This is a genomic window from Denitratisoma oestradiolicum (genome assembly GCF_902813185.1).
Taxonomy (GTDB): Bacteria; Pseudomonadota; Gammaproteobacteria; order Burkholderiales; family Rhodocyclaceae; genus Denitratisoma; species Denitratisoma oestradiolicum.
In genome coordinates this window covers 2,239,206-2,260,951 of record NZ_LR778301.1, presented here as the reverse complement: position 1 = coordinate 2,260,951, position 21,746 = coordinate 2,239,206, and the positions used below count along the sequence as shown (strand labels likewise).

Below are 21,746 nucleotides of genomic sequence, written 5' to 3'. Positions count from 1 at the left end.
GCAGGTTGCTATTACGCCTGCGGATGATGAGAGAATGCAAATCCGAACAAGAAATCGACGTGCGTCGAGAATCGTCCCATGGATAAAGTTCCGGCAACGGAAATCATCCGGCCTCCGGTCGGTCGTCGCTATCTTGCCGCCGCCCTGGTGTGGACCTTGCTGGTTGCTGTATCAGTGGGCAACAGTCTCTATCAGCAGAGTCTCGAGGTTGAAAAATCGGCGATGACGGCGGCTCGGGCCAACATTGCCAAGGATCTCAATTTCCGCCGCTGGGCGGCGAGCCACGGTGGCGTCTATGTGCAGCCCGACACCCGAACACCACCCAATCCCTATCTCAAGGTACCGAAGCGGGATGTGGTCACCTCCGATGGCATGGCCCTGACTCTGATGAACCCGGCCTACATGCTGCGCCAGATGCAGTCCGAATACATGGGGGAGTTTGGTGCCCAGAGCCGTATTACCAGCCTGAAGCCCATGAATCCGGGCAATGCGCCCAAGGAGTGGGAAAGGCAGGCCCTGACCGGCTTCGAGCAAGGCGAGGCAGAATACCGGGAAATCGTCGAGCGGGATGACAAGCGCTACCTGCGGCTGATGCTGCCGATCGTGGCGGAGCAGGCCTGTCTGCAATGCCATGCCGACCAGGGTTATCGCCTGGGGGATATTCGTGGCGGCATCAGTTCGGTGGTGCCCCTGGAGTCCTTCGAGGCCCAGGGGGCCGAAACCCATCTGGCAATCCTGGCATCCCATGGCATGCTCTGGCTGGTGGGACTATGCGGTTTTGGCCTGGGCTACCGACAGGACAGAGGGTTGGAGGATGCGCGTCTTGACGCCGAACAGGACATGCAGCGTTACCGGGAAATCGTGGAAACCTCCGACGACCTGCTGGCCTTCCTGGACCGGGAGCAGCGCTACCAGGTGGTCAATAGCGCCTATGCCAAGGTATACGGCAGTATCCCGGAAGCCTTGGTCGGCAGGCATGTACGGGATGTGATGGGGGGAGCCTTCTATGAGAGTGTCGCCCCCTATATCACCCGGACCCTGGAAGGCGGCTCAGCCCGTTTCAGGGAGACCCAGACTTTTTCGGATGGTCAGCAACACATGCTGGACGTGGCCTATCGACCCTATCGGCTGCACGGGCGAGTAGAGGGGCTGGTGGCCAGTCTGCGGGATGTGACGGAGCAATGGAAGGCCGAACAGGCACTGACGCTCAGTGAGGCGAAATTTCGCTCCTACCTGGCCGATGCACCGATCCCCATTCTGGTGGCTGACAGCGATGGACTGATCATGGAGGCCAATCCCGCGGCAGGAAGACTGTTGGGAATCCCGCGCAACGAGTTGGCGGGACATAGGCTGACGGAATTTTATTTGCCAAACGATAGGGAGTCGCCCCACTGGGACAAGGAAAATCTGCTGTCAGGCAGCCTCGTGGAGGGAGAAAACCGTGTTTTACGGCGGGGTGGTGGCGCGGCTTGGGTGATGTGGCGGGTGGTGGGAATAGAGGCGGGATGTTCTCTTGTTTTTCTGGTGGAAATCTCGGCCCGCAAGGCAGCAGAACGAAGCCTGATGGAAAGGGAAATCGAACTGCGCACCATCGTCGAGACTGATCCAGAGTGTATCAAGGTGATCAATTCCGATGGTACCTTGCGACAGATGAATCCTGCCGGCCTTGCCATGGTCGAAGCCGACGGTGCTGAACAGGTGTTGGGTCGGCCCATCTCGGGCATCGTCGTCCCTGAATGTCGAGATGCTTTCATGGCCTTGCACGAGCGTGTCATGAAGGGAGAGTCGGGAACCCTACAGTTCGAGATCAAGGGCCTCAAGGGAACCCGCCGCTGGCTGGAGACCCAGGCTGTCCCCATGCGCAACGGGACGGGTGAGGTGACTGCCATTCTCGGTGTGACCCGAGATATCACGGAGCGCCGTCGTAATGAAGAAGGTCTGCGGCTGGCGGCAGTGGCCTTTGGCAGTGTCACCGATGGCATCGTTGTCACCGATCCGAACGGGATCATCGTTGATGTGAATGCCAGCTTCGAGGGGTTGACGGGGTATTCCCGGGAAGAGCTGGTGGGATCCAACCCGAGGATGCTGCATTCGGGCATGCAGGATGCCGAGTTCTATCGCACCATGTGGCATGCCTTGTTGACCCAACATGTCTGGGTTGGTGAGTTGCACAACCGGCGCAAGGACGGATCGGTTTATGTCCAGTATTCACGCATTACGGCGGTCCATGATGCCAATGGCCGGCTGACTCATTACGTGGGCATCTCATCCGATATCACCGAACTCAGGCATAGCCAGCAACGGCTGGAGCACCTGGCTTACCATGATCTGCTGACCCATCTGCCCAACCGGGTTCTGCTGGGGGACCGAATGCGGCAGGCGATGGCCCTTGCGGATCGCAAGAAGGAGCTGCTGGCCGTCTGCTATCTGGATCTCGATGGTTTCAAACCCATCAATGACACCTGGGGTCATGAGGCCGGGGACCAGTTGCTGATCGAAACCGCCGAGCGTCTGCGTCAGTGCGTACGGGGCGCCGATACGGTTTCCCGCCTGGGTGGGGACGAGTTCGTGATCCTGTTGGGCGAAATGACCGAGGTGGATGAGGTGGGACAGGCCCTGCACCGGATTCTCGATACGCTCAACCGGCCCTATCCGCTTCCCCATGGGGAGGTAGTTATTTCCGCCAGCCTGGGGGTCACTCTGTATCCCCTTGATGGAGATGATGCCGATGTCCTGATTCGCCACGCTGATCAGGCCATGTATGCGGCCAAGCAGGCGGGCAAGAGCTGTTTCCGCCTGTTCGATCCCGAACACGACCGGGCATCCCGGAACCAGCAGGAACAGATCAAGCGCTTCAGCTCGGCCCTGGAGAATGGCGAGCTCCGGCTCCACTACCAGCCCAAGGTGGACATGCGCTCGGGACGGATGATCGGTGCCGAAGCCCTGTTGCGTTGGCAGCATCCGGAACAGGGTCTGCTGGTCCCGGGGCAGTTTCTTTCCGCGCTGGAAAGTGCCGACTTGGCGCTGCCCCTGGGCGAATGGGTACTGGGAGAAGCCCTGGGCCAGATGGCTTCCTGGGAGGCCCAGGGCCTACTGATCAACATCAGCGTCAACATCTCCAGTCAGCACTTGCAGCAGCGGGACTTTGTCGGGCGGCTCAGGCACCTGTTGACAGCACATCCCCGAGTTGCGCCGAGCCAGCTCACCCTGGAAATCCTGGAGACATCGGCGGTGGAGGACATGGCCCAGGTTTCCCAGGTCATTCAGGCCTGTCGTGCCCTGGGAGTGAGCTTTGCCCTGGATGATTTTGGCACCGGTTATTCGTCCCTGACTTACCTGCGTCAGCTTCCCACGGAGGAGCTCAAGATCGATCAGTCCTTCGTGCGAGACATGCTGAAGGATCGGGATGACCGGGCCATCGTCGAGGGCGTTATCAGCCTGGCCCACACCTTCGGCCGCCAGGCCATCGCCGAGGGGGTGGAAACCCTGGAGCATGGTGTCTTGTTGCTGCAACTGGGTTGCCATCTGGCCCAGGGATATGCCATCGCCCACCCCATGCCGGCGGAGCAACTGCTGGCATGGCAGAACTCATGGATGCTGCCGGATGAATGGGCGCGAGCCGCTAAGGCCAGCGCTTAGCGTGAAAAAGCATCAATGGAGCCGAGTGTAACCTTCGAGCGCAGCGAGCCGATGGGTAGCCCCGGGGCGGGGATGGGGGTGGGGGCGTTCAATTGGTCTTTGCGCATTGGCATCCTCGGTGGTGGCGCTGGCGACCATGCGCGTTAGCGTGCCTTCCAGTCGGGGGCCCGTTTTTCGGCAAAGGCCTTGATACCTTCCAGGATGTCCTCGCTGGTGCGCAGGGCATCCAGGGCCGGATAGAAACCATTGTCCTGGCGCCGGGTCGCTTCCTCAAGGGACAGCCCCAGGCCCCGCTGCATACATTGCTTGTTGGCCCGGAGGGCCAGGGGCGCACTGCGCAGCACTTGCTTCACCAACCGGTCGGTGGCGGCATCCAGCTCGGCGGCGGGTACCACTTCATTGACCAGGCCCCAGTCCAGGGCTTGGGCGGCGGTGATGGTTTCGCAGGTGAGGAGCAACTGCATGGCCCGCTTGTGGCCAATCTCCCGGGGCAAACGATGCATGCCGCCGGCCACGGCAACAATGCCGGCCAGGGGTTCGGGCAGCGAAAAAGTGGCGTGATCGGCGGCAATGGCCAGGTCTGCCGCCATGACGATCTCGAAGCCACCGCCCATGGCCAGGCCATTGACCACGGCGATCACCGGCTTGTCCAGATCGAAACGGGCGGTGAGGCCGCCATAGCCTGTCTCCGGCACCAGGTAGGCCGGACCGCCGTTGGCAGCAGCGTTCATGGCCTTCAGGTCGCCGCCGGCGGAGAAGGCCTTGTCGCCGGCACCGCGGATCACCGCGATCCAGAGATCATCCTCGGCGGCGAAGCGATTCATGGCGTCCTGGAGGGCGAAGTTGGTCTCGGTATCGATGGCATTCATTCGCTCGGGACGGTTGATGGTGACATGCAGCACATGACCATCGACGTGGGTCAGAACTTTGGATTCGCTCACGGAGACTCCAGAAGAAAAGGGGTGTACGGATTTTAGGGCGAACATCTTCAAATGCTGTTCGTAAACTGGCGAAAGGCCCGGACGCGTCTGCGTCCGGGCCTTTCGTTCAATAGCCGTGATTGTTCGGAAATTTCTCTGATTTGTTGCAAATCAGCCAGCGATGGGTGACGGCCGATGATTTTCCCAGGGCGCCGCCTGCTCCAATTGGGCCGCCAGCCGGAGCAGGGTCAGCTCATCGCCGTGGCGGCCGGCAAACTGGCTGCCGATGGGCAGCTTGTCCGGTGTCCAGTGCAGGGGCACCGACATGGCGGGATGGCCGCTCATGTTGAACATGGCCGTGAAGGGCGAAGCCTTCATGGCTTCCCGGGCGAATTCCTCGTAGGGCAGATCCAGGGAAATCTCTCCCAGTTTCGGGGGCAGGGCGGCGGTCGTGGGACTGAGGATCAGGTCGTAGCGGCCCAGGAACTCATCCAGCACCCGGCCCCCCTCGTCGAAGGCGGCCCGGGCCCGATAGAGCTGCTCCGCGGTGTAGCCCTTGGCCAGTTGCAGGGACCTCCAGTTGAGGGGTTCCATTTCGTCCTCCCTTACCTCCCGTCCCAGCAGCTTTTCCCGGTTGCGGACGGTATAGAGCATGCCGGTGGCTGTTACCACGCCCATGCCGCCGAACATGTCGGCGATGGGCAGGACCGGAGCCGCGATTTCCACGTGATGGCCCAGCTGCTGGCACAGCTTTGCCGTCTTGCGCACCGCTTCCAGACATTCCGGATGGATGGGGGCACCGAAGGGGTTGGTCTCCATCAGTGCGATGCGCAGGCCTTTGGCCGGGCGGCGGATGGCCTCCAGCAGATTGCCGGCGATGACGGGAGGCGCGGTGCGGGAACCGGACTCCGGGCCCTGGCTCACTTGCAGCAGCAGGGCGGAGTCGCGTACCGAGCGGGTAATGGCGTGCTGCATCGAAAGGCCCAGCCAGCTTTCGAGGGCCTTGGGTCCCGTAGGTACCCGGCCTCGACTGGGCTTGAGGCCAAATAGGCCGCAATGGGAGGCCGGAATGCGGATCGAACCGCCGCCATCGCTGGCATGGGCGGCTGGAATAATGCCCGTCGCCACCGCCACTGCGGCCCCACCTGAAGACCCACCGGAACTGTAGGCCGGATTCCAGGGATTCCGTGTCAGGCCCCAGAGTCTGGATTCGGTGGTGGCGGTCTGGCCGAATTCCGGGCTGGTGGTCTTGCCGAAGATCACCAGCCCGGCCTTGCGATAGCGCTCGGTCAGGGTGCTGTCGGCATCGGCCACGGCATCCTTGAAGAAGGTGCAGCCGTTGCTGGTGATGGTGCCTTTCAACTGGATGCCCAGGTCCTTCAGCAGGAAGGGTACGCCGGCCAGGGGACCGTCCAGGGGCCGCATCTTCGCCGCTGCCCGGGCCAACTCGTAATGGCGCAGGTTGATGGGGTTCAGGACCGGATTGATCGCTTCTGCCCGGGCGATGGCCGCTTCGAGCAACTCGCTGGCGGAAATCTGGCGGCGGCGGATCAGTTGGGCCATGGCCACTGCATCCAGTTTTTCGTACTCCGCCAGGGGTAGGCTGCCGGCCTGGACAAGCCTGGACAGGCCCCCCATGCTGGTAACCAGGGCCAGGGTGCCTCCGGTCTTGAGCAGTTTGCGACGAGATTCATCCATGGCTGTTTCTTCCTGTGGGCGATGGCGGGCATGGTAACGGATAGTCAGGCTCGTACAACTCCTGAACCATGTTCGCGTTTGTGCAAGAAAGCCCGGTGCCCGCCGGATTCGGGCCAGGGGGACACACCGCGACCCGAGGTTGGCCAGTTACGAATTGATCAGCGCCTTCGCCATCCCCTCTTGCACTCGATGATAATGTGGGTTCGATATTTCCATTATGAGTCAGCCTGGCCCTTCCAGCGTATCCCATGGAGGTCACGGCCATTCGACCTTACAACCGAGCATGAGGAAAGCGCATCAATGACGCTGAATGACCATTCGCTATGGACCTTGGGGTTCCGTCCGTTTTTCATTCTGGCCATGCTCTCCGGTCTGGCCCTGCCCCTGATCTGGGCGCTGATGTTCACCGGCCGGATGGCGCCTCCGGTTGCGAACTTTTCCATGGTGCAGTGGCACGCCCACGAAATGTTCTTCGGCTTCGGCTGGGCGCTGCTGGGCGGCTTTCTGCTCACGGCTTCCAGGAGCTGGCTGTCGGTGCGGGGCTATCACGGTCCCGCCCTGGCTTTCCTTGCGGCGGCCTGGATCTTCGAGCGGATCGGCATGGGGTTCGGCGGCGCCTGGCCCGACTGGTTGTTCCTCTTGTCGAACAATCTGTTTCTCGGCGCCATTGTTGCCATGCTGTCCTGGGCGCTGATCCGGCACCGCAAGACTGACTCCTATCGGGACAACTATTTCTTTCTGCTGATTCTGCCGGCCTTTCTGCTGGCGAAGTCCTTCATGTTGAGCCCGGAGCACTTCGCTCTTGGGACGGGAATGGCCCTGGCCCTGTTTCGTGTGGCCTTCCTGGTGATGTTGGAAAGAACCGTGACCGCATTCATGAAAAGCGCGTTCCAGGCCAATATCCTGCGCCATGCCCGGCTGGATGGCGCCATCAAGCTCTTGGCGCTGGTCCTGGTCGCTGCCGGTACCCTGCCGACGGGCCTGATGATCGTTCTGGAGACAGCACTGGCCGCACTGCTGCTGGGGCGCTTTTTCTACTGGCATCCACGCCTGGCGCTGAGCCGGATAGACATCGGCATCATGTACCTGGGCTATCTGGGCATCGTCGCCCAGCTCCTCGTGGATGCCCTGGATCGAAGTGGTCATGGCGCCTGGGTCGGCGCCCTGCCGGTGCATCTGTTTACCTTCGGGGTCATGGGGCTGATCATTCCCGCCATGATGGTCCGCATCTCCAAGGGGCATACCGGGCGCCAGGTGATGTTCGACCGGGGCGACAAGCTTTGCCTGTGGATCATGATCGCGGGCCTGGCGCTACGGGTGGCGGCGCCGCAATTCAACGCGGCCTTCTACCCGGGATGGGTGATGTTGGCCGCTGCTTGCTGGTGTACCTGCTTTTCCATCCTGGGCTGGCGCTATGTCCCGTTCCTGGTCCGACCGCGCGTCGATGGCAGGCCCCATTGATCGGCATGGGCGCCACCTGGCGGATGGGCCGTTTACGCGGGATTGCCCTGGAAGAAAAAGCATTAACCACGGGGAAGTGCAAGATCCTATGTCCTTCTTCCGGATTTCTACGTGTCATCTATGGCTTGAATAAGGTATCGAATATGAGCAGACCCCCGGTGAATAATCGAGAACCTGGTCCAGGTATCAGTGAAACAAAAAATTCCCGTGATTCCTGGTCGGGGTTGTAGGACAATCCCATACGCGTGGCCCGTGGGTGCCGCGCTGTTATTCGTAACCGACCGTATGCCTGACCTATGCCAGAATTCGACGAGTCGCATCAACGGCTGACCTTCAAGTTGGTCTACTATGGGCCAGCGCAAAGCGGCAAGACCACCAATCTGATGCGTCTGCACGATTTGCTGGCGCCGGACTGCAAGGGCGAGATCATGACGCTGGAAACCCAGGGTGACCGTACACTGTTTTTCGATCTCCTGCCCCTGGGCTTTCGTGCCCCTTCGGGCGCATTGGTGCGGCTCAGATTATTCACTGTACCTGGCCAAGTGGCCCATGATGGTACGCGCAAGGCGGTGTTGTCTCGCTCTGATGGCGTGGTTTTCGTGGCCGACTCCCAGCAGGTCGAGGAGCAGAACAATGCCGAAGCCTTTCGAAACCTGGCGGCGAATGTCGCCCGAGTGGGACTGAATTTCGAGGGTATGCCACTGGTGGTCCAGTTCAACAAGCGCGACCTGCCGAACATCGTTGCCGAGGAGGAGGTTCGCAGTCGCTGGGACGGAACCGCCTGGCCCTTGCTATTCGCCACTGCCTTGACGGGAGAGGGCGTGCGCGAGACCTTCGAGCAATTGCTGCGCGGCGTCTTTCGCCGCTACGATGTCGACCTGGGTCTCAGTCTGCGCCATGGTCTTGACGAGGCTGGGTTCGTCGCCGGGGCCTTGGGAGCGAGTCATTGATATGAGTCACAGCTTCGACCGTGATTACGCCCTGGCGGAGCTCCTGCCTGCTCCGCTGCTGGAAACCATCGGCGCTCCTTTGTCTAGCCTGCTAGGGAGCAATCTGGCAATTGTCGATGCCGAAGGCAGACTGCTCTGGGGACGGGAACTAGAGGGAAGCACTCGTCAGGCTCTGGTCATCGAGCTGGAACCGATCGGGTTCATTGCGGCGGTGGTGGATGCCGACCGTCTGCGGGCCGCCGCCGGCCTGCTACAACAAATCCTGCTGGCACGCATGCGTTATTTGATGGCTGGCAGTTTGCACACCGAGTCGACCCAGGCCAACTATGAGGCCCTGCTGGCCAAGCATGAGGCCCTGGTTGAGTCGGAGGCGCGCTACAGGGCCCTGGCCGAGGATCTGGAACGGCAGGTGGCTGCGCAGGTCAGTCTGCTCGACCAGCGTCAGCGCCAGCTCTACCAGGCGGAGAAGCTGGCCTCCGTGGGCCAGTTGGCGGCCGGCGTGGCCCACGAGATCAACAATCCCATCGGCTTCGTGCGCAGCAATATCACCACCCTGGGCGGCTATATCGCCAAGCTGGGAGAACTCAAGGCCCGGCTTGGCGAGGTGCCTTCGGCTTGGTCCGAGCTGGACCTGGATTTCGTCAGCGAAGACGGTGTCGAGCTGGTTAACGACTGTATTTCGGGCATCGACCGGGTGGCGCGGATCGTGCGCGACCTCAAGGGCTTTTCCAACATTGAAAGGGCTGATGCGGAGATGGTCGACCTCAATGGCAATCTGCGCGAGGTGATGACCGTGCTGGCCGGGCAGATGCCCCCCGGGGTCGATACACGACTGGAACTGGAGCCATTGCCGAAAGTGATTTGCCTGCCGGGACATCTCAATCAGGTGTTTCTAGGCGTAATCCACAACGCCTTGCTGGCGGTCCAGGACAGCGGGCATCCCGGCGAAGTGGTTGTGGCGACCCGTCCCGTCGAAGAAGGGGTCGAGATCATTGTCAGCGACAACGGGGTCGGCATGTCCACTGAACAAATCCAGCGGATGTTCGATCCGTTCTATACCACCCGTGAGGTGGGCAGCGGCACCGGACTCGGACTGACCGTGGCACGGGATGTGGTCGAGGCTCACCACGGCCGCATATCCGTCGACAGTCGCATAGGTACCGGCACCACTGTCACCATTTTCCTGCCATTGTGAACGACTACAGCGCCCTATTTACCGGCAAGGCGGATGCCAGCCCCGAAGCCCCTGCTACGCGTTATCGCCTGCTGATCGTGGATGACGAGCCGGGCGTGGTCAAGGCGCTGACCCGTGTTTTCCACCGGGAGAACTACGAGGTGGTGACCGCCGCCAGCGGCGCGGAGGGCTTGCAGCGACTGGGTGAGGCCGTCACCCATCTGGTGATCAGCGACTACATGATGCCTGCCATGAATGGTGCCCATTTCCTGCGCCAGGTGAAGGAACGCTCGCCGGATACCATCCGAATCATGCTCACTGGCCATGCCGACACTGGTGCGGTGCTGGGGGCGATCAACGAGGGCGCGGTCTACAAGTTCATCCTCAAGCCCTGGAACGACGATGATCTGCGCATTACCGTCGGCATTGCCCTGGAACAGTTCGATCTGGTGCAGAAGAATCGGCTTTTGAGTCGCGAGAACGCACAGAAGGCGAAGGAGATATCCGCCCTGACCCGACTGTCGGTGACCAACCGCAGCCAGCTTGGCTTCATGCTGAACAAGAAGGGCCTGCTGTCCACTGCCCAGATACAGGAACTGGTGCGACTGGTTGAGACCCGCAAGGAGCCGATGATCAAACTGCTGCTGGAAAAGGGCTGGGTCTCCGAGCGAGCCATACGTGACATTCTGAAAAAGGATCTGCTGATCGAGGAAGTGCACCTGAAGGAGTTCCCGGTCGATACCGCACTGGCCGAACTGATTCCCCACAGCTTTTGCGAGCGGCAACTGGTGGTGCCGTTGCGCCTCGATGGTCGTACCCTGATGCTGGCCATGGCCGATCCCCTGGATGCCGGACTGATCAGCGATGTACGCTTCACCGCCGGGCTCGACCTCAATGTAGTGACCGCCGATGCCGCCGCCATCCAGGCCAAGATCGAGGAGATCTATGGCGACCGGCAGATGGACTTCAAGGAACTGGAAACCCTGGTTACCTCGAAGGACCCTTACGAGGGCATCGAGGTGGTCATCGAGGAAGACGATGCCGCCTCCCTGGAGGACCTGCTGCGCGAGACAGAGGAGCCGCCGGCGATCCGTCTGGTGAATGCAATTCTGCTGGAGGCGATCCGCCTTGGGGCGTCCGACATCCACATCCAGCCGCGGACCAAGAGCGTGGTGGTGCGCTACCGCATCGACGGCGTTCTGGTGGACAAGATCCACATTCCCCATCAGTTGCACCAGCCCCTGGTGTCGCGCCTGAAGATCATGTCCCAGCTCGACATCTCCGAGCGGCGACGCCCCCAGGATGGCCGCATTACCGTCAAAACGCCCTTGCGGATCGTGGATCTGCGCATGTCTACCCTGCCCACCATCAATGGCGAGAAGGTGGTGATGCGCATCCTGGACCGCAATTCTGCAGTGGTCGATCTGAGCGCACTGGGATTTTCCAGCGGTAACCTGGCCCTGATCGAGGACATGGCGGCCCGTCCCCAGGGCATGATCCTGGCGACCGGTCCCACCGGCAGCGGCAAGACGACGACCCTCTATTCGCTGCTCCAGCACAATGCCAACCCCACCAAGAACTACGTCACCATCGAGGATCCGGTCGAGTACTACCTGGACATGGCGGGCCAGGTGCTGGTGCGGGAAAAGATCGGTCTGACCTTTCCCCTGATCCTGCGCTCTTTACTGCGCCAGGACCCGGACGTGATGCTGCTCGGCGAGATCCGCGACTTCGAGACCGCCGAGGTGGCCTTCCACGCGGCGCTGACCGGTCACCAGGTGTTTTCCACTCTGCATACCAATTCGGCGGTAGCGACCATTGCCCGCCTGTTCGATCTTGGCCTGAAACCCTACGTCGTAGCCAGCGCCCTGGAGGGCATCATCGCCCAGCGTCTGGTGCGGCGCATCTGCCCGGACTGCCGCGAGGAGGTCGTTCCCGATGCCCGTTTGCAGCAGCGGCTGGGGTCTGCCTTCGCCACTGGCGGTTTGCGTGCCTATCGTGGCAAGGGCTGCGGGCGTTGCAATGGCAGCGGTTATCAGAAGCGTTTGGGCATCTACGAAGTCCTTGGCTTCGACGACGAATTGAGAAATTGCGTCAGCAGCGGTGCCAGCATCCTGGAAATCGGCCGCATGGCATCCCGCAAGGGCATGCATTCCCTGGTTCAGGATGCGGCCGAAAAGGTGACCAGCGGTGACACTGACCTGGAGGAGGTGCTGCGGGTTCTCGGTCCCCAGGCAGCGATGGAGTGACGCCACATGCTTAAGGAAAGGCTGAGCAAGCTCCCAACCGTTCGGGCTGAGCCTGTCGAGTGTTGCGCAGCGAGCCGATGGGTAGCCCCGCCCCGGGGCATGCCTGTCAGCCGAGACGGCGGTCTGCCTTTACCAGTGCAGCGAATTCCCCGGCTGGTAGTGGCTTGCTGAACAGAAAGCCCTGAATCACGTCGCATCCATACTGGCGCAGCAACTCCAGTTGAGCCGCGGTTTCCACGCCCTCGGCGACCACTTCCAGCTTGAGCCCGTGGGCCATGCCGATCACGCCGCGCACCAGTTCGGCACTGTTGTTATCGGTGGTAATGTCGCGCACGAAACTGTAGTCGACCTTCAGCACGTCGATGGGAAAGCGCTTGAGGTAGCTCAGGGATGAATAGCCGGTGCCGAAATCGTCGATAGCGAGGGAAAGTCCCATGCGCTTCAACATTACCAGCATCTCGATGTTGGTCTCGGCGTTGCTCATGATCGTGCCTTCGGTGAGTTCCAGCTCGATGTCGTCCGGTTGAATGTTGCTATCGGCCATGATCTGGGCCACCAGATCGGGCAAGTTCTGGCGCTGGAACTGGCGCCCCGAGATGTTGATTGCGATGCAGGGTGGATGCAGTCCTTCATCATGCCAATGCCGTATCTGCTGGCAGATATCCCGAAGCAGCCATTCGCCGATGGGCAGGATCAGGCCGTTTTCCTCCGATAATGGGATGAAGTCGCCAGGCGGGACGAAGCCACGCTCTGGATGCTTCCAGCGGATCAGGGCTTCGGCGCCGACGATGCGGCCGTCCTTGAGTGATACCTTGGGTTGATAGTACATCTCCAATTCGGAGCGTTCGACCGCCTGTCTCAGGTCGTTTTCCAGAGACAGGCGCTGCTGGGTCAGCGCATTCATGTCGGTGGTGTAGAACTGATAATTGTTGCGTCCCTGTTCTTTGGCCCGGTACATTGCCGCATCGGCGTTCTTCAGTAGAGTCTCTGCGTCATGGCCGTCGTTTGGAAAGAGACTGATGCCGATGCTGGGAGTGACGAACATATCCTTGCCATTGATGGTCAAGGGCTTGGCAAAACCGGCCAGTACCTTTTCCGCTACCCTTGCAACGTCCTGGACGTCAGTGACCAGGGGCAGCAGGAAGGTGAATTCGTCCCCCCCCATGCGGGCCAGAGTGTCCTCCTTGCGGATGCTGTCGCGCAGACGCTGGGCCACGGTGATCAGCAGCTTGTCGCCGAATTCGTGACCATAAGTGTCATTGACATTCTTGAAGCGGTCCAGGTCCAGCATCATCACGCCGCATAGCTGTTCCCGCCGCTCCGCCTGAGGCAGGGCGAGATCCAGGTGCTCCGTATACATCAGGCGATTGGGCAGGTCGGTGAGCGGGTCGTGATAGGCCTGGTAGCGCAGCTTTTCCTCGGCCTGCTTGTGCTCGGTGATATCGGTGAACAGGCCGACGTACTGTTGCAGCCGTCCCTGGGGGTCGTGAATGGCGGTGATATTCAGCCATTCCGGAAACTCTTCGCCGTTCTTGCGGCGATTCCAGATTTCGCCGGTCCATTTGCCGGTTTCGTGGAGGCATTTCCACATGGTGCGGAAGAAGGTCTCGTCGTGCCTGTCAGAGCGCAGGAGAGCGGGGGTCTTGCCGACTACCTCGTCGGCCCCATAGCCGGTAATTGTGGTGAAGGCTGGATTGACAGCCTGGATATAGCTATTGCCGTCGGTGATCAGAATGCCCTCGACGGTATTCTCGTAAATCTTGGTGAACTGGGCGCCTTTGACCCCTAGCTCGTAACGCTCGAAGGCCTCGCGAATATTGGCCCGCAGCAGGTCGTCGTCCCAGGGCTTGAGCAGAAATTTGTAGATGTTGCCCCGGTTGATGGCGTCGGTCACTGCCGCCAGGTCGGAATAACCGCTCAAGACCATGCGCACTGCTTCGGGATGGCGATCCTTCACCCTGCTGAGGAATTCCGAACCGGACATGCCGGGCATGCGCTGGTCGGAAAGGATGACATGTACCTCGTTGTTGTCCAGGACCAGCAAGCCGGCCTCGCCGCTGGTTGCCGTCAGGAGCCGATAGCCAGCGCCGCGCAGCAGGCGGACCAGTGCATGCAGGATATTTTCTTCATCGTCGACCAAAAGCAGGGTAGGTTCCACGTTGCGAACTCCGAATCAACCGTAGGCGTATGCCGGAGGAGTCAGCATACTGCATCCGGAGCACCATGCGAAAGGCCAAAGCGGGCGTGGATTTCCCACGACACGAGGCGGCGGGACTACACTGGAACTCATTCCGGATGGCCGGCATCCGACTCGAGGTCAGTGGAGAGAAAATCGATGCCTTTCATGGCGCGCCGCCAATTCCTTCTTGCCCTGGGTGGGGGACTGCTGCTGACTCGGTTCGGCCCAGTAGCGCTGGCGCAACCGGCTACCAGCACCATGTTGCTGGTGGCCTCCTCAAGGCTGGAGGATTCGCGCTTCCGGGAAACCGTGGTCCTGGTAACGCGCCACGGTCGCAGGCAACCCATGGGACTGATTCTGAATCGCCCCCTGGGACACCGTCTTGGCGGCATTCCGGGCCTGCCGGACAATGATGGACGCCTGACTCTTCACATTGGTGGTCCCGTTTTGCCAACCCAGCTGGTCTACCTGTTCTTGGACACGGAAAGCCCAGGCAGTGGTGCTCTGGATTTGGGGCAGGGACTCTACATGAGCTTCGGCCACCAACTTTTGACGAGTCTGCTGTATCGGCGCCAGCCCCCGAAGCATCTGCGTTTGTTCCTGGGTTTTTCCTCCTGGGGCTGGGGGCAACTGGAACAGGAGATAGAACGGGGTGACTGGCTGGTGGCGAATCTGGAGCCGAATAAACTGTTTTCCGATGATCCGTCGCGGCTCTGGCGCGACCTGGTGCGGCAGGCTAGTGAGCGGGCCACCTGATACCGGAGGCGGAGCGCTGCGTCAAGATGTCTGTGGCGAGAGTGCTGCTGTTCTTGTCGATCTTGATGGATCGCACTGCAATTTTTCGATGATAGGGCGATATACTCACTTCGGGTTTGCGAGGCCGATGGACGGTTTGCGCGGATTCGCTGGCCATCGTGACGGCTGCCAAGCCGGAAGCGGTCGTGGTTGTGCCGGGAAGAGGTTCCGGTCTCAGCGGGAGAGTCATATGGCGTTGTCGATGGACCGCCCGAAAGTCTTGTGCCCCAGGCGCTATTCGCTGTCGAAGTGGGGGCGGGCGCTACGAACTGCGTTATTCCTCTTCCTGACTGGTGCCTGCGTCGTCACCGTCGCTGCGCCAGCCACTGAGTACGAGGTCAAGGCAGCCTTCATCCACAATATCGCCAAGTTTGTCGAATGGCCCGCCACGCAAGCTGACGAGAAAAGTCTGATGTTGTGCATCTGGGGCAAGGATCCCTTCGGCAGTGCCATCTGGACGATGCGGGACATCTGGGGGACGGGGGACGATCCACGCGATATAACGTGGAAGATATTGTTCGCCAATGCCCAGACCAATCTGAAGAAATGCCATGTGCTGTTCATCACGGCATCGGAATCCACCAACCTTGACTATGTTCTGGATCGGGTCAGCGACAGCGCAGTGCTGACGATGGGGGATACGGATGGCTATGCGGAGCAGGGTGTCATGGTGAATTTCTACCTGACTAACAATAAAGTTCGCTTCGAGATCAATCCGGAGGCCGTTCGGCGAGCCGGACTCAAGATCGGTTCCCAGTTGCTGAAACTGGCACGCATCGTCAAGGAGATGGGGAAATGAGCGTCCCGCCCGGCCGCCCGAAGGAGCGCCAGCCAATAGCCGGAGCCGCAGAGCGGCGAACCGCCGTCACCCCCTCCCTTGGGGTGGGGGCCGGGGGGAGGGTAGTCCCATGAATCTACTGGTACGCTACCGGAACGCGCCGATCAAGCACAAGCTGATGCTGATCGGCCTGCTGGCCCCCGGTCTGGCCTTGCTGACCGTCGGCCTGATCATCACCGTCAAGGACATCGCCGAATGGCGCAGCAGGGCGATTGCCGACCTGACTACCTATGCCGAGGTGGTCGGCACCAACGCCGCACCGGCCATGATGTTCGACGACCGCAGGGCCGCCGCCGACACCCTGGCAGCTCTGGCCGCCCAGCCAGATATCGTCCATGCCGTCATTCATGATAAGGATGGTGTGGTCTTCGCGACCTATGATGGACCCGGACATACATCACACCCGATGCCCAGCCTGGCGCCGAGGGAGGTACACCTTGACTGGGGCCACCTGGTCATCGCTCAATCGATCCGTTTCAAGGGGGAAACGCAGGGAATCATTTATGTGGAGTCCGAGTTGAAGCGCCTGTATGACGGGGTTATCAGAAGCATCGGCCTGGTTTTTCTTGCGACCCTGGGTGCTTTTATTCTTACGGCATGGTTGTTCACCAGACTCCAGCGGGCTATCGTCGGCCCAATCGAGAATCTGGCCCTGGTCATGCAGGCTGTGTCGGATCAGCAGGACTATGCCGTTCGCGTCGCCGTGCAGGGCACGGACGAGGTGGGTGTCCTGGCGCTGACCTTCAACCACATGCTGGAACGCATCCAGCAGCGCGATGCCGAACTGGCGCGGCATCGGGACCATCTGGAGACGGAGGTTGCCCAGCGCACCGCGGATCTGCGCGACGTCAACCGGCAGCTTGAGCAGTTGAATGGCGCCCTTGAGGAAAAGGTGGCGGAGCGGACCCGGCAACTGGTGGATACCCAGGATGAACTGGTACGCAAGGAGAAACTGGCGGTATTGGGCCAGGTGGCCGGCAGCGTTGGTCACGAGTTGCGCAATCCCCTGGGGGTCATGAGCAACGCCGTCTACTTCCTTCAGACCGTACTATCGGAGGCCGACCCCACCACCAAGGAGTACCTCGGCATCATCAAGGACGAGATCGTCGGTGCCGAACGCATCGTTGCCGATCTGCTCGATTCGGTGCGCACCAAGCCGCCGAATCCCGAAAAGACCGGGGTGAATGAACTGATCACGCGCACCCTGCACAAATGCACGGTGCCGGACGGCGTCAGCGTTACCCTGGACATTCCCGACAACCTGCCGCCGATGCTGGTGGACCCGCTACAGATTCATCAGGTATTCCGCAACCTGATCTCCAACGGCATCGACGCCATGGCGGAAGGCGGAACGCTGGAAATACGGGCCAGCGAAGACAGGCAGGCCAAGGCCATCATCGTCAGCGTGCGGGATGGCGGTTGCGGAATGACGCCGGAACACCTGGCCAAGCTGTTTCAACCCCTGTACACCACCAAGGCACGGGGTATCGGCCTGGGCCTGGTGGTGGTGAAAAACCTGATTCAGGCCAACGGCGGCACGGTAGCCGTGCAGAGCGAGCGGGACGTGGGGACGACTTTTACGGTGACGCTGCCAGACGCCAGTCAGAATCCGCAGCCATCGGCGTAATACCCTGGCCATGAATATCATCAGCAACGGAACAGGTGAAGCCAGTGAAAATTCTAGTGGTTGACGATGATCGGCAAATTGTGAAAACCACCTGCGACATCCTGCGTGTCAAGGGGCATGAGACCATTCCGGCCTATTCGGGCGAAGAAGGCGTGGCAATGCTCGGTAGCGACCGGCCGGACTGTGTCCTGATGGACATCAAGATGCCCGGCATTTCTGGTGTCGAGGCGCTGAAACGCATGAAGGAGATCGCGCCCGCGCTGCCCGTCATCCTGGTCAGCGCCTATGCCACCGAAGATCTCCTGGAGGAGGCCAGGCAGGCCGGCACCTATGCCATCCTGTCCAAGCCCCTCAACATCCAGATGGTGCTTTCCTTCCTCGACCTGCTCCACCAGAAGGAAAACATCCTGATCGTCGACGATGACCCCAATTTCTGCAAGACCCTCAAGGACATTCTGAGCATGCAGGGTTTCCGCGTGGAGACCGTGACTCAGGCCCAGGAGGTCATGAGGGGGCTGGAAAATGATCGCAAGCTGGTGGTCCTGCTCGACCTCAAACTGGGGGAGGCGAGCGGTGTCGATGTTCTCAAGCAGATTCGGCTCCGCTATCCCTCAATGCCGGTGGTGATGGTGACCGGCTATCACCAGGAAATGGGCGATGCCATCGCGGATGGACTGCAAAGCGGCGCCTATGCCTGCCTCCAGAAGCCCCTCGAAATCGATGCCCTGCTTCGGGTCATCGAGGAAATCCGGCTTTCCTGGCTGCGTAATGCGCTGATATGAACGCCCCGGCCAGGAAGCAGGTATCCGACTGCAAGGAATGGAATCGAAAATGAATCACGTCAGCAAGGTGCTGGTTGTCGACGACGACCCCAACCTCCGCAAGACCCTCGCCGACATCCTGCGGGTCAAGGGTTATGTCAGCGTGGTAGCGGGCAGTGGTGCCGAGGCGATCGCCATGGCGACACAGGAGTTGATTCCCCTGGCCCTGGTGGATCTCAAGCTGCCGGACATGTCGGGCCTTGACGTGATGGAACGCATCAAGGCTGTCTCGCCCCTGACCGAGGTGATCATCCTGACCGGGAACGCCTCCCTCGACACCGCCATCGAGGCCACCCGCCGGGGCGCCTTTTCCTATCTGCTCAAGCCCTACCAGATGGATGACCTGCTGCTGAACATCCGCCATGGCGTGGACCGGCAGCAGGCTCAGACCCAGATCCGCCGCCTCAGCGAGGCACTCCGTCAGTCCCATGAACCTGTCATTCTGATCGATGCCGAACTGAATTTCGACTACGTGAATCAGGCCTTCACCCGGCTTTTCGGCTATGGGATGGAGGAGGTGCTGGGACAATCCATCAGTCTGCTCGGCGTCCCCGGGGATGATGCTGGCGACCCGCTGCGGATTGCCGCCATTGCTGCTTCCATGGAGGGCTTTACCGGCGAGGTGTCGCGCCGCGGCAAGGACGGGCGCGTGATTCCGGTGCTGCTCAGCATGGCGCCAATCCGCGACGAGCAGGGCCGCATCAGCAATTACGTCACCACCATGACCGATCTCACCACGATTCGCCGCATGGAGGAATCCCTGCGCGAGAACGAGGAGAAATTCCGCTCCATCAGCGCCTCCGCCCATGACGGAATCGTCATGCTGGACGAGAACGCCGCCATCACCTTCTGGAACGGTGCGGCCGAGAATATCTTTGGCTATTCGGTCGAGGAGGCGCTAGGCCAGGATGTACACGAGTTGGTGACGCCCGAGCGGTTCCGACCGGCGGCGCGTGAAGGCTTTGCCGGCTTCAAGACCACGGGCCAGGGGGCGGCCATCGGCGGGTCTCGGGAAGTGATGGCCCGAAGAAAGGGTGGCGCCGAATTTCCCCTGGAGATGTCCATCTCGGCGGTCAGACACAAGGACAAGTGGCTTTCCATCGGCATCGCCCGCGACATCAGCGCGCGCAAGCAGGCCGAGGCCGAGGAAAAGGCCCGTCTGGAGCAACTCAGCCGGACCAACCACGAGCTGAAGATCCTCAATACCAAGCTGGAACAGGCGCAGAACCAGCTTCTGCAATCCGAGAAGATGGCCTCCATTGGCATGTTGGCGGCGGGGGTGGCCCACGAGATCAACAACCCAATCGGCTTCATCAAATCCAACATGCAGTCGCTGGAAAGATATACCGAGGACCTGATGCGCGTTGTCAGTGCCTATGAGCGGGCGGAGGTTTCCCTGCCGGAGCGCAGTGACATATTCGAGGAATTGCACGAAGTGAAGGATCAGATCGAATTCGACTACGTGAAACAGGACATTCGTGCCCTGATCGCCGAGTCCCTCCAGGGCCTGGAGCGGGTGACCAAGATCGTCGTGGACCTCAAGAATTTCTCCCACATGGAGTCCAAGGACCAGTGGACCATGGATGACATTCATTCCGGGATCGAGAGCACCCTCAACGTCATCTGGAATGAATTGAAATACACCTGCGAGGTGAAAAAGGAGTATGGCCAATTGCCCCTGGTCGAGTGCGTGATCTCGCAACTGAATCAGGTCTTCATGAACCTGCTGGTGAATGCGGCCCAGGCCATCGAGGGCAAGGGCATCATCACGATCCGGACCGGCACCGAGGGAGAAATGATCTGGGTCGAAATCGCCGATACCGGGAAAGGCATCGCTGCAGAGAACCTCGGCAACATCTTCGATCCCTTCTATACCACCAAGCCGGTCGGCAAGGGTACCGGACTGGGACTCTCGGTTTCCTACGGCATAATCCAGAAGCATCATGGCCGCATTACCGTCGAGAGCGAGACCAGCCAGGGAACCAAATTCCGGGTCTGGCTGCCGATCTTGCAGCCCTCCCTTGAGGGTGAAAACCGGGGCGGGCAATGAAAAACGCCCCGGCCTTGTGGGTCGGGGCGTCGAGAGGAAACCAGCGGGTAGGCCGGCAAGCTTATGAGACGGATTACACGGCGATGGTATCCGCCACTTCCCTGAACTCGGCAATCTGGTCGAAGTTCATGTAGCGTTAATTTTAACACGTCAGCCGTGCGGGTTTTCGGCTGATTTGTCTAAGACTGTCTAAGATTTTCTCGCACGGTTCGGAACGGCTACCTTGGTTTCCTTGCTGCGTAGGTAGCGATTGTGGCTGCTCTCGGTGGTGTGCCCGAGCAGGGTTTTACTATCAAGCCCTTGGGCTTTGGCGTCGGTAGCCGCCGCGGCCCTGATGTCGTGGAAGTGCGCATCCTCCACCTTGGCATCGCGGCAGGCGTTCGCCCATTGGTGGTAAAGGGTGCCGTAGGGGATCGGCATCCCATCGCGGCGGTGGAACAGCGTCAATCCTTTGACCGACTGATGTAGTGCCTTCGCCCTAGCGATGACTTCGGCTAGGTCTGGGGTCATGGCGATGAGCACGCGGGCCTTGGTTTTCTGCTGCTTCACGAAAACCCCAGCCTCGGAAATATCCGCATACCGGATGTGCCGGCAGTCGCCCATACGCTGCCCAGTGATGTAGGCGATGTCCATCAGGCACGCAAGGGTTGGGGTAGCGTGTTTGCGGATTTCCGCATACTCGGCTGCTGTGATGTAGCGGTCGCGCTTCTCGGTCTTGAACTGCTCAATGTCGCGCACCGGATTAGATTCAACGATCCCCCAGCGCACAGCACGCTGGAACAGACCTTTGAGGAAAGATCGCAGCAGATTTGCCATGCTGGGAGTGGCTTTGTTGTCGTCCATGAACCGAGCGACATGGTGCGGCTTGATTTGCGGCGGAGTGAATTCGGCGAAGGCCTCAAGCACACGGCGGGAGCAGGTCGAATAGTTCTTGAAAGTGCTGGGGGCGACGGTCAGCTTCATGTCGGCCAAGGCCCGACTTACCAACTCGCCGAGGGCTCCTTTGTCCGGGCCTGCCGTCAGACGTGCATACTCGACAAGGGCATCGTGCAGATTGCGAGAGAGGAATGTCCACTTGTTGCTACGAACAAGGTAGTAAGCGCCATGTTTGGCATGCATCCAACGAGGAAGTGTCCTAGCCATGTCGTAATCTTAGCCTTGGTTCTGGTGGTTGAGGAACAATAACGCCCCCCATGCGTTCTGCGATGACACTATGCAGTACGCGTGGCCATCCGTCTGCACCCACCAAGTATGGAATCCGCTGTTCATCCAGCCAACGACGGATGGATGACGGACGCTGCAATCCTGTCAGTTCGCGGAGATGAAGGGTGCTGAGAAACACGGC

15 protein-coding genes are annotated in these 21,746 nt (G+C 60.5%); 10 read left to right on the top strand and 5 right to left on the bottom strand.

Features of this window, described 5'->3' with window-relative positions:
- Positions 1 to 78: 78 nt before the first annotated feature.
- Positions 79 to 3,639 (top strand): PAS domain S-box protein, encoded by a 3,561-nt coding sequence (locus tag DENOEST_RS10330; protein WP_145770888.1) that lies wholly within the window; start codon positions 79 to 81, stop codon positions 3,637 to 3,639.
- Positions 3,640 to 3,782: 143 nt separating this feature from the next.
- Here DENOEST_RS10330 and DENOEST_RS10325 read toward each other — a convergent pair whose 3' ends face one another.
- Both DENOEST_RS10325 and DENOEST_RS10320 read right to left on the bottom strand, forming a co-directional pair.
- A complete protein-coding gene (locus tag DENOEST_RS10325) occupies positions 3,783 to 4,580 on the bottom strand; it encodes an enoyl-CoA hydratase-related protein (RefSeq protein ID WP_197970584.1) in 798 nt (265 codons plus the stop codon).
- A 150-nt stretch (positions 4,581 to 4,730) separates the two neighbouring features.
- Entirely contained in the window at positions 4,731 to 6,257 is a 1,527-nt protein-coding gene (locus DENOEST_RS10320) for an amidase (protein ID WP_145770886.1), read from the bottom strand.
- Between the two features lie 300 nt (positions 6,258 to 6,557).
- Between DENOEST_RS10320 and DENOEST_RS10315 the strand changes: the two genes are divergently transcribed.
- The 4 genes from DENOEST_RS10315 (at position 6,558) to DENOEST_RS10300 (ending at position 12,091) form a co-directional block, all read left to right on the top strand.
- Positions 6,558 to 7,718 carry an NnrS family protein gene (locus DENOEST_RS10315; protein WP_145770885.1) on the top strand — a complete coding sequence of 387 codons (1,161 nt, stop codon included), beginning with the start codon at positions 6,558 to 6,560 and terminating at the stop codon, positions 7,716 to 7,718.
- A 296-nt stretch (positions 7,719 to 8,014) separates the two neighbouring features.
- Positions 8,015 to 8,668, top strand: coding sequence for a GTP-binding protein (locus tag DENOEST_RS10310; protein ID WP_145770884.1), 654 nt, complete (start codon positions 8,015 to 8,017; stop codon positions 8,666 to 8,668).
- A gap of 1 nt (position 8,669) precedes the next feature.
- Positions 8,670 to 9,863, top strand: coding sequence for a sensor histidine kinase (locus tag DENOEST_RS10305; RefSeq protein ID WP_145770883.1), 1,194 nt, complete (start codon positions 8,670 to 8,672; stop codon positions 9,861 to 9,863).
- Positions 9,860 to 12,091 (top strand): ATPase, T2SS/T4P/T4SS family, encoded by a 2,232-nt coding sequence (locus DENOEST_RS10300; RefSeq protein WP_145770882.1) that lies wholly within the window; start codon positions 9,860 to 9,862, stop codon positions 12,089 to 12,091. Before DENOEST_RS10305 ends, DENOEST_RS10300 begins: the two co-directional genes overlap by 4 nt.
- Positions 12,092 to 12,197: 106 nt before the next feature.
- Here DENOEST_RS10300 and DENOEST_RS10295 read toward each other — a convergent pair whose 3' ends face one another.
- The gene (locus DENOEST_RS10295) at positions 12,198 to 14,249 is read right to left on the bottom strand and encodes a putative bifunctional diguanylate cyclase/phosphodiesterase (protein WP_145770881.1); all 2,052 of its coding nucleotides are present in this window, start codon (positions 14,247 to 14,249) and stop codon (positions 12,198 to 12,200) included.
- A 177-nt stretch (positions 14,250 to 14,426) separates the two neighbouring features.
- On the opposite strand from DENOEST_RS10295, the gene DENOEST_RS10290 reads away from it, so the two are divergent.
- The 5 genes from DENOEST_RS10290 to DENOEST_RS10270 all read left to right on the top strand — a co-directional run bounded on the left by DENOEST_RS10290 (position 14,427) and on the right by DENOEST_RS10270 (position 20,401).
- Positions 14,427 to 15,026: a YqgE/AlgH family protein gene (locus DENOEST_RS10290; RefSeq protein ID WP_170228207.1), complete on the top strand. Its 600-nt coding sequence runs from the start codon at positions 14,427 to 14,429 to the stop codon at positions 15,024 to 15,026.
- A gap of 241 nt (positions 15,027 to 15,267) precedes the next feature.
- Positions 15,268 to 15,864: a YfiR family protein gene (locus tag DENOEST_RS10285; RefSeq protein ID WP_170228206.1), complete on the top strand. Its 597-nt coding sequence runs from the start codon at positions 15,268 to 15,270 to the stop codon at positions 15,862 to 15,864.
- Between the two features lie 109 nt (positions 15,865 to 15,973).
- Entirely contained in the window at positions 15,974 to 17,530 is a 1,557-nt protein-coding gene (locus tag DENOEST_RS10280; RefSeq protein WP_145770878.1) for an ATP-binding protein, read from the top strand.
- Between the two features lie 35 nt (positions 17,531 to 17,565).
- Entirely contained in the window at positions 17,566 to 18,312 is a 747-nt protein-coding gene (locus tag DENOEST_RS10275; RefSeq protein ID WP_332068220.1) for a response regulator, read from the top strand.
- Positions 18,313 to 18,361: 49 nt separating this feature from the next.
- Positions 18,362 to 20,401, top strand: coding sequence for a PAS domain S-box protein (locus DENOEST_RS10270; protein ID WP_170228205.1), 2,040 nt, complete (start codon positions 18,362 to 18,364; stop codon positions 20,399 to 20,401).
- Positions 20,402 to 20,590: 189 nt separating this feature from the next.
- Here the strand turns inward: DENOEST_RS10270 and DENOEST_RS10265 are convergent, their stop codons facing one another.
- Together DENOEST_RS10265 and DENOEST_RS20660 are read right to left on the bottom strand one after the other, a co-directional pair.
- Positions 20,591 to 21,520 carry a tyrosine-type recombinase/integrase gene (locus DENOEST_RS10265; RefSeq protein ID WP_170228204.1) on the bottom strand — a complete coding sequence of 310 codons (930 nt, stop codon included), beginning with the start codon at positions 21,518 to 21,520 and terminating at the stop codon, positions 20,591 to 20,593.
- A 16-nt stretch (positions 21,521 to 21,536) separates the two neighbouring features.
- Positions 21,537 to 21,743 carry a DUF4224 domain-containing protein gene (locus DENOEST_RS20660; RefSeq protein ID WP_170228203.1) on the bottom strand — a complete coding sequence of 69 codons (207 nt, stop codon included), beginning with the start codon at positions 21,741 to 21,743 and terminating at the stop codon, positions 21,537 to 21,539.
- Positions 21,744 to 21,746: the final 3 nt, after the last annotated feature.

Bases quoted from the DNA above. Each gene is read 5' to 3' on its own strand.
- DENOEST_RS10305 (WP_145770883.1), top strand. From the start codon at position 8,670: ATGAGTCACAGCTTCGACCGTGATTACGCCCTGGCGGAGCTCCTGCCT.
- DENOEST_RS10270 (WP_170228205.1), top strand. From the start codon at position 18,362: ATGAATCACGTCAGCAAGGTGCTGGTTGTCGACGACGACCCCAACCTC.
- DENOEST_RS10290 (WP_170228207.1), top strand. From the start codon at position 14,427: ATGCCTTTCATGGCGCGCCGCCAATTCCTTCTTGCCCTGGGTGGGGGA.
- DENOEST_RS10330 (WP_145770888.1), top strand. From the start codon at position 79: ATGGATAAAGTTCCGGCAACGGAAATCATCCGGCCTCCGGTCGGTCGT.
- DENOEST_RS10280 (WP_145770878.1), top strand. From the start codon at position 15,974: ATGAATCTACTGGTACGCTACCGGAACGCGCCGATCAAGCACAAGCTG.
- DENOEST_RS10265 (WP_170228204.1), bottom strand. From the start codon at position 21,520: ATGCATGCCAAACATGGCGCTTACTACCTTGTTCGTAGCAACAAGTGG.
- DENOEST_RS10315 (WP_145770885.1), top strand. From the start codon at position 6,558: ATGACGCTGAATGACCATTCGCTATGGACCTTGGGGTTCCGTCCGTTT.
- DENOEST_RS10310 (WP_145770884.1), top strand. From the start codon at position 8,015: ATGCCAGAATTCGACGAGTCGCATCAACGGCTGACCTTCAAGTTGGTC.
- DENOEST_RS10320 (WP_145770886.1), bottom strand. From the start codon at position 6,257: ATGGATGAATCTCGTCGCAAACTGCTCAAGACCGGAGGCACCCTGGCC.
- DENOEST_RS10285 (WP_170228206.1), top strand. From the start codon at position 15,268: ATGGACCGCCCGAAAGTCTTGTGCCCCAGGCGCTATTCGCTGTCGAAG.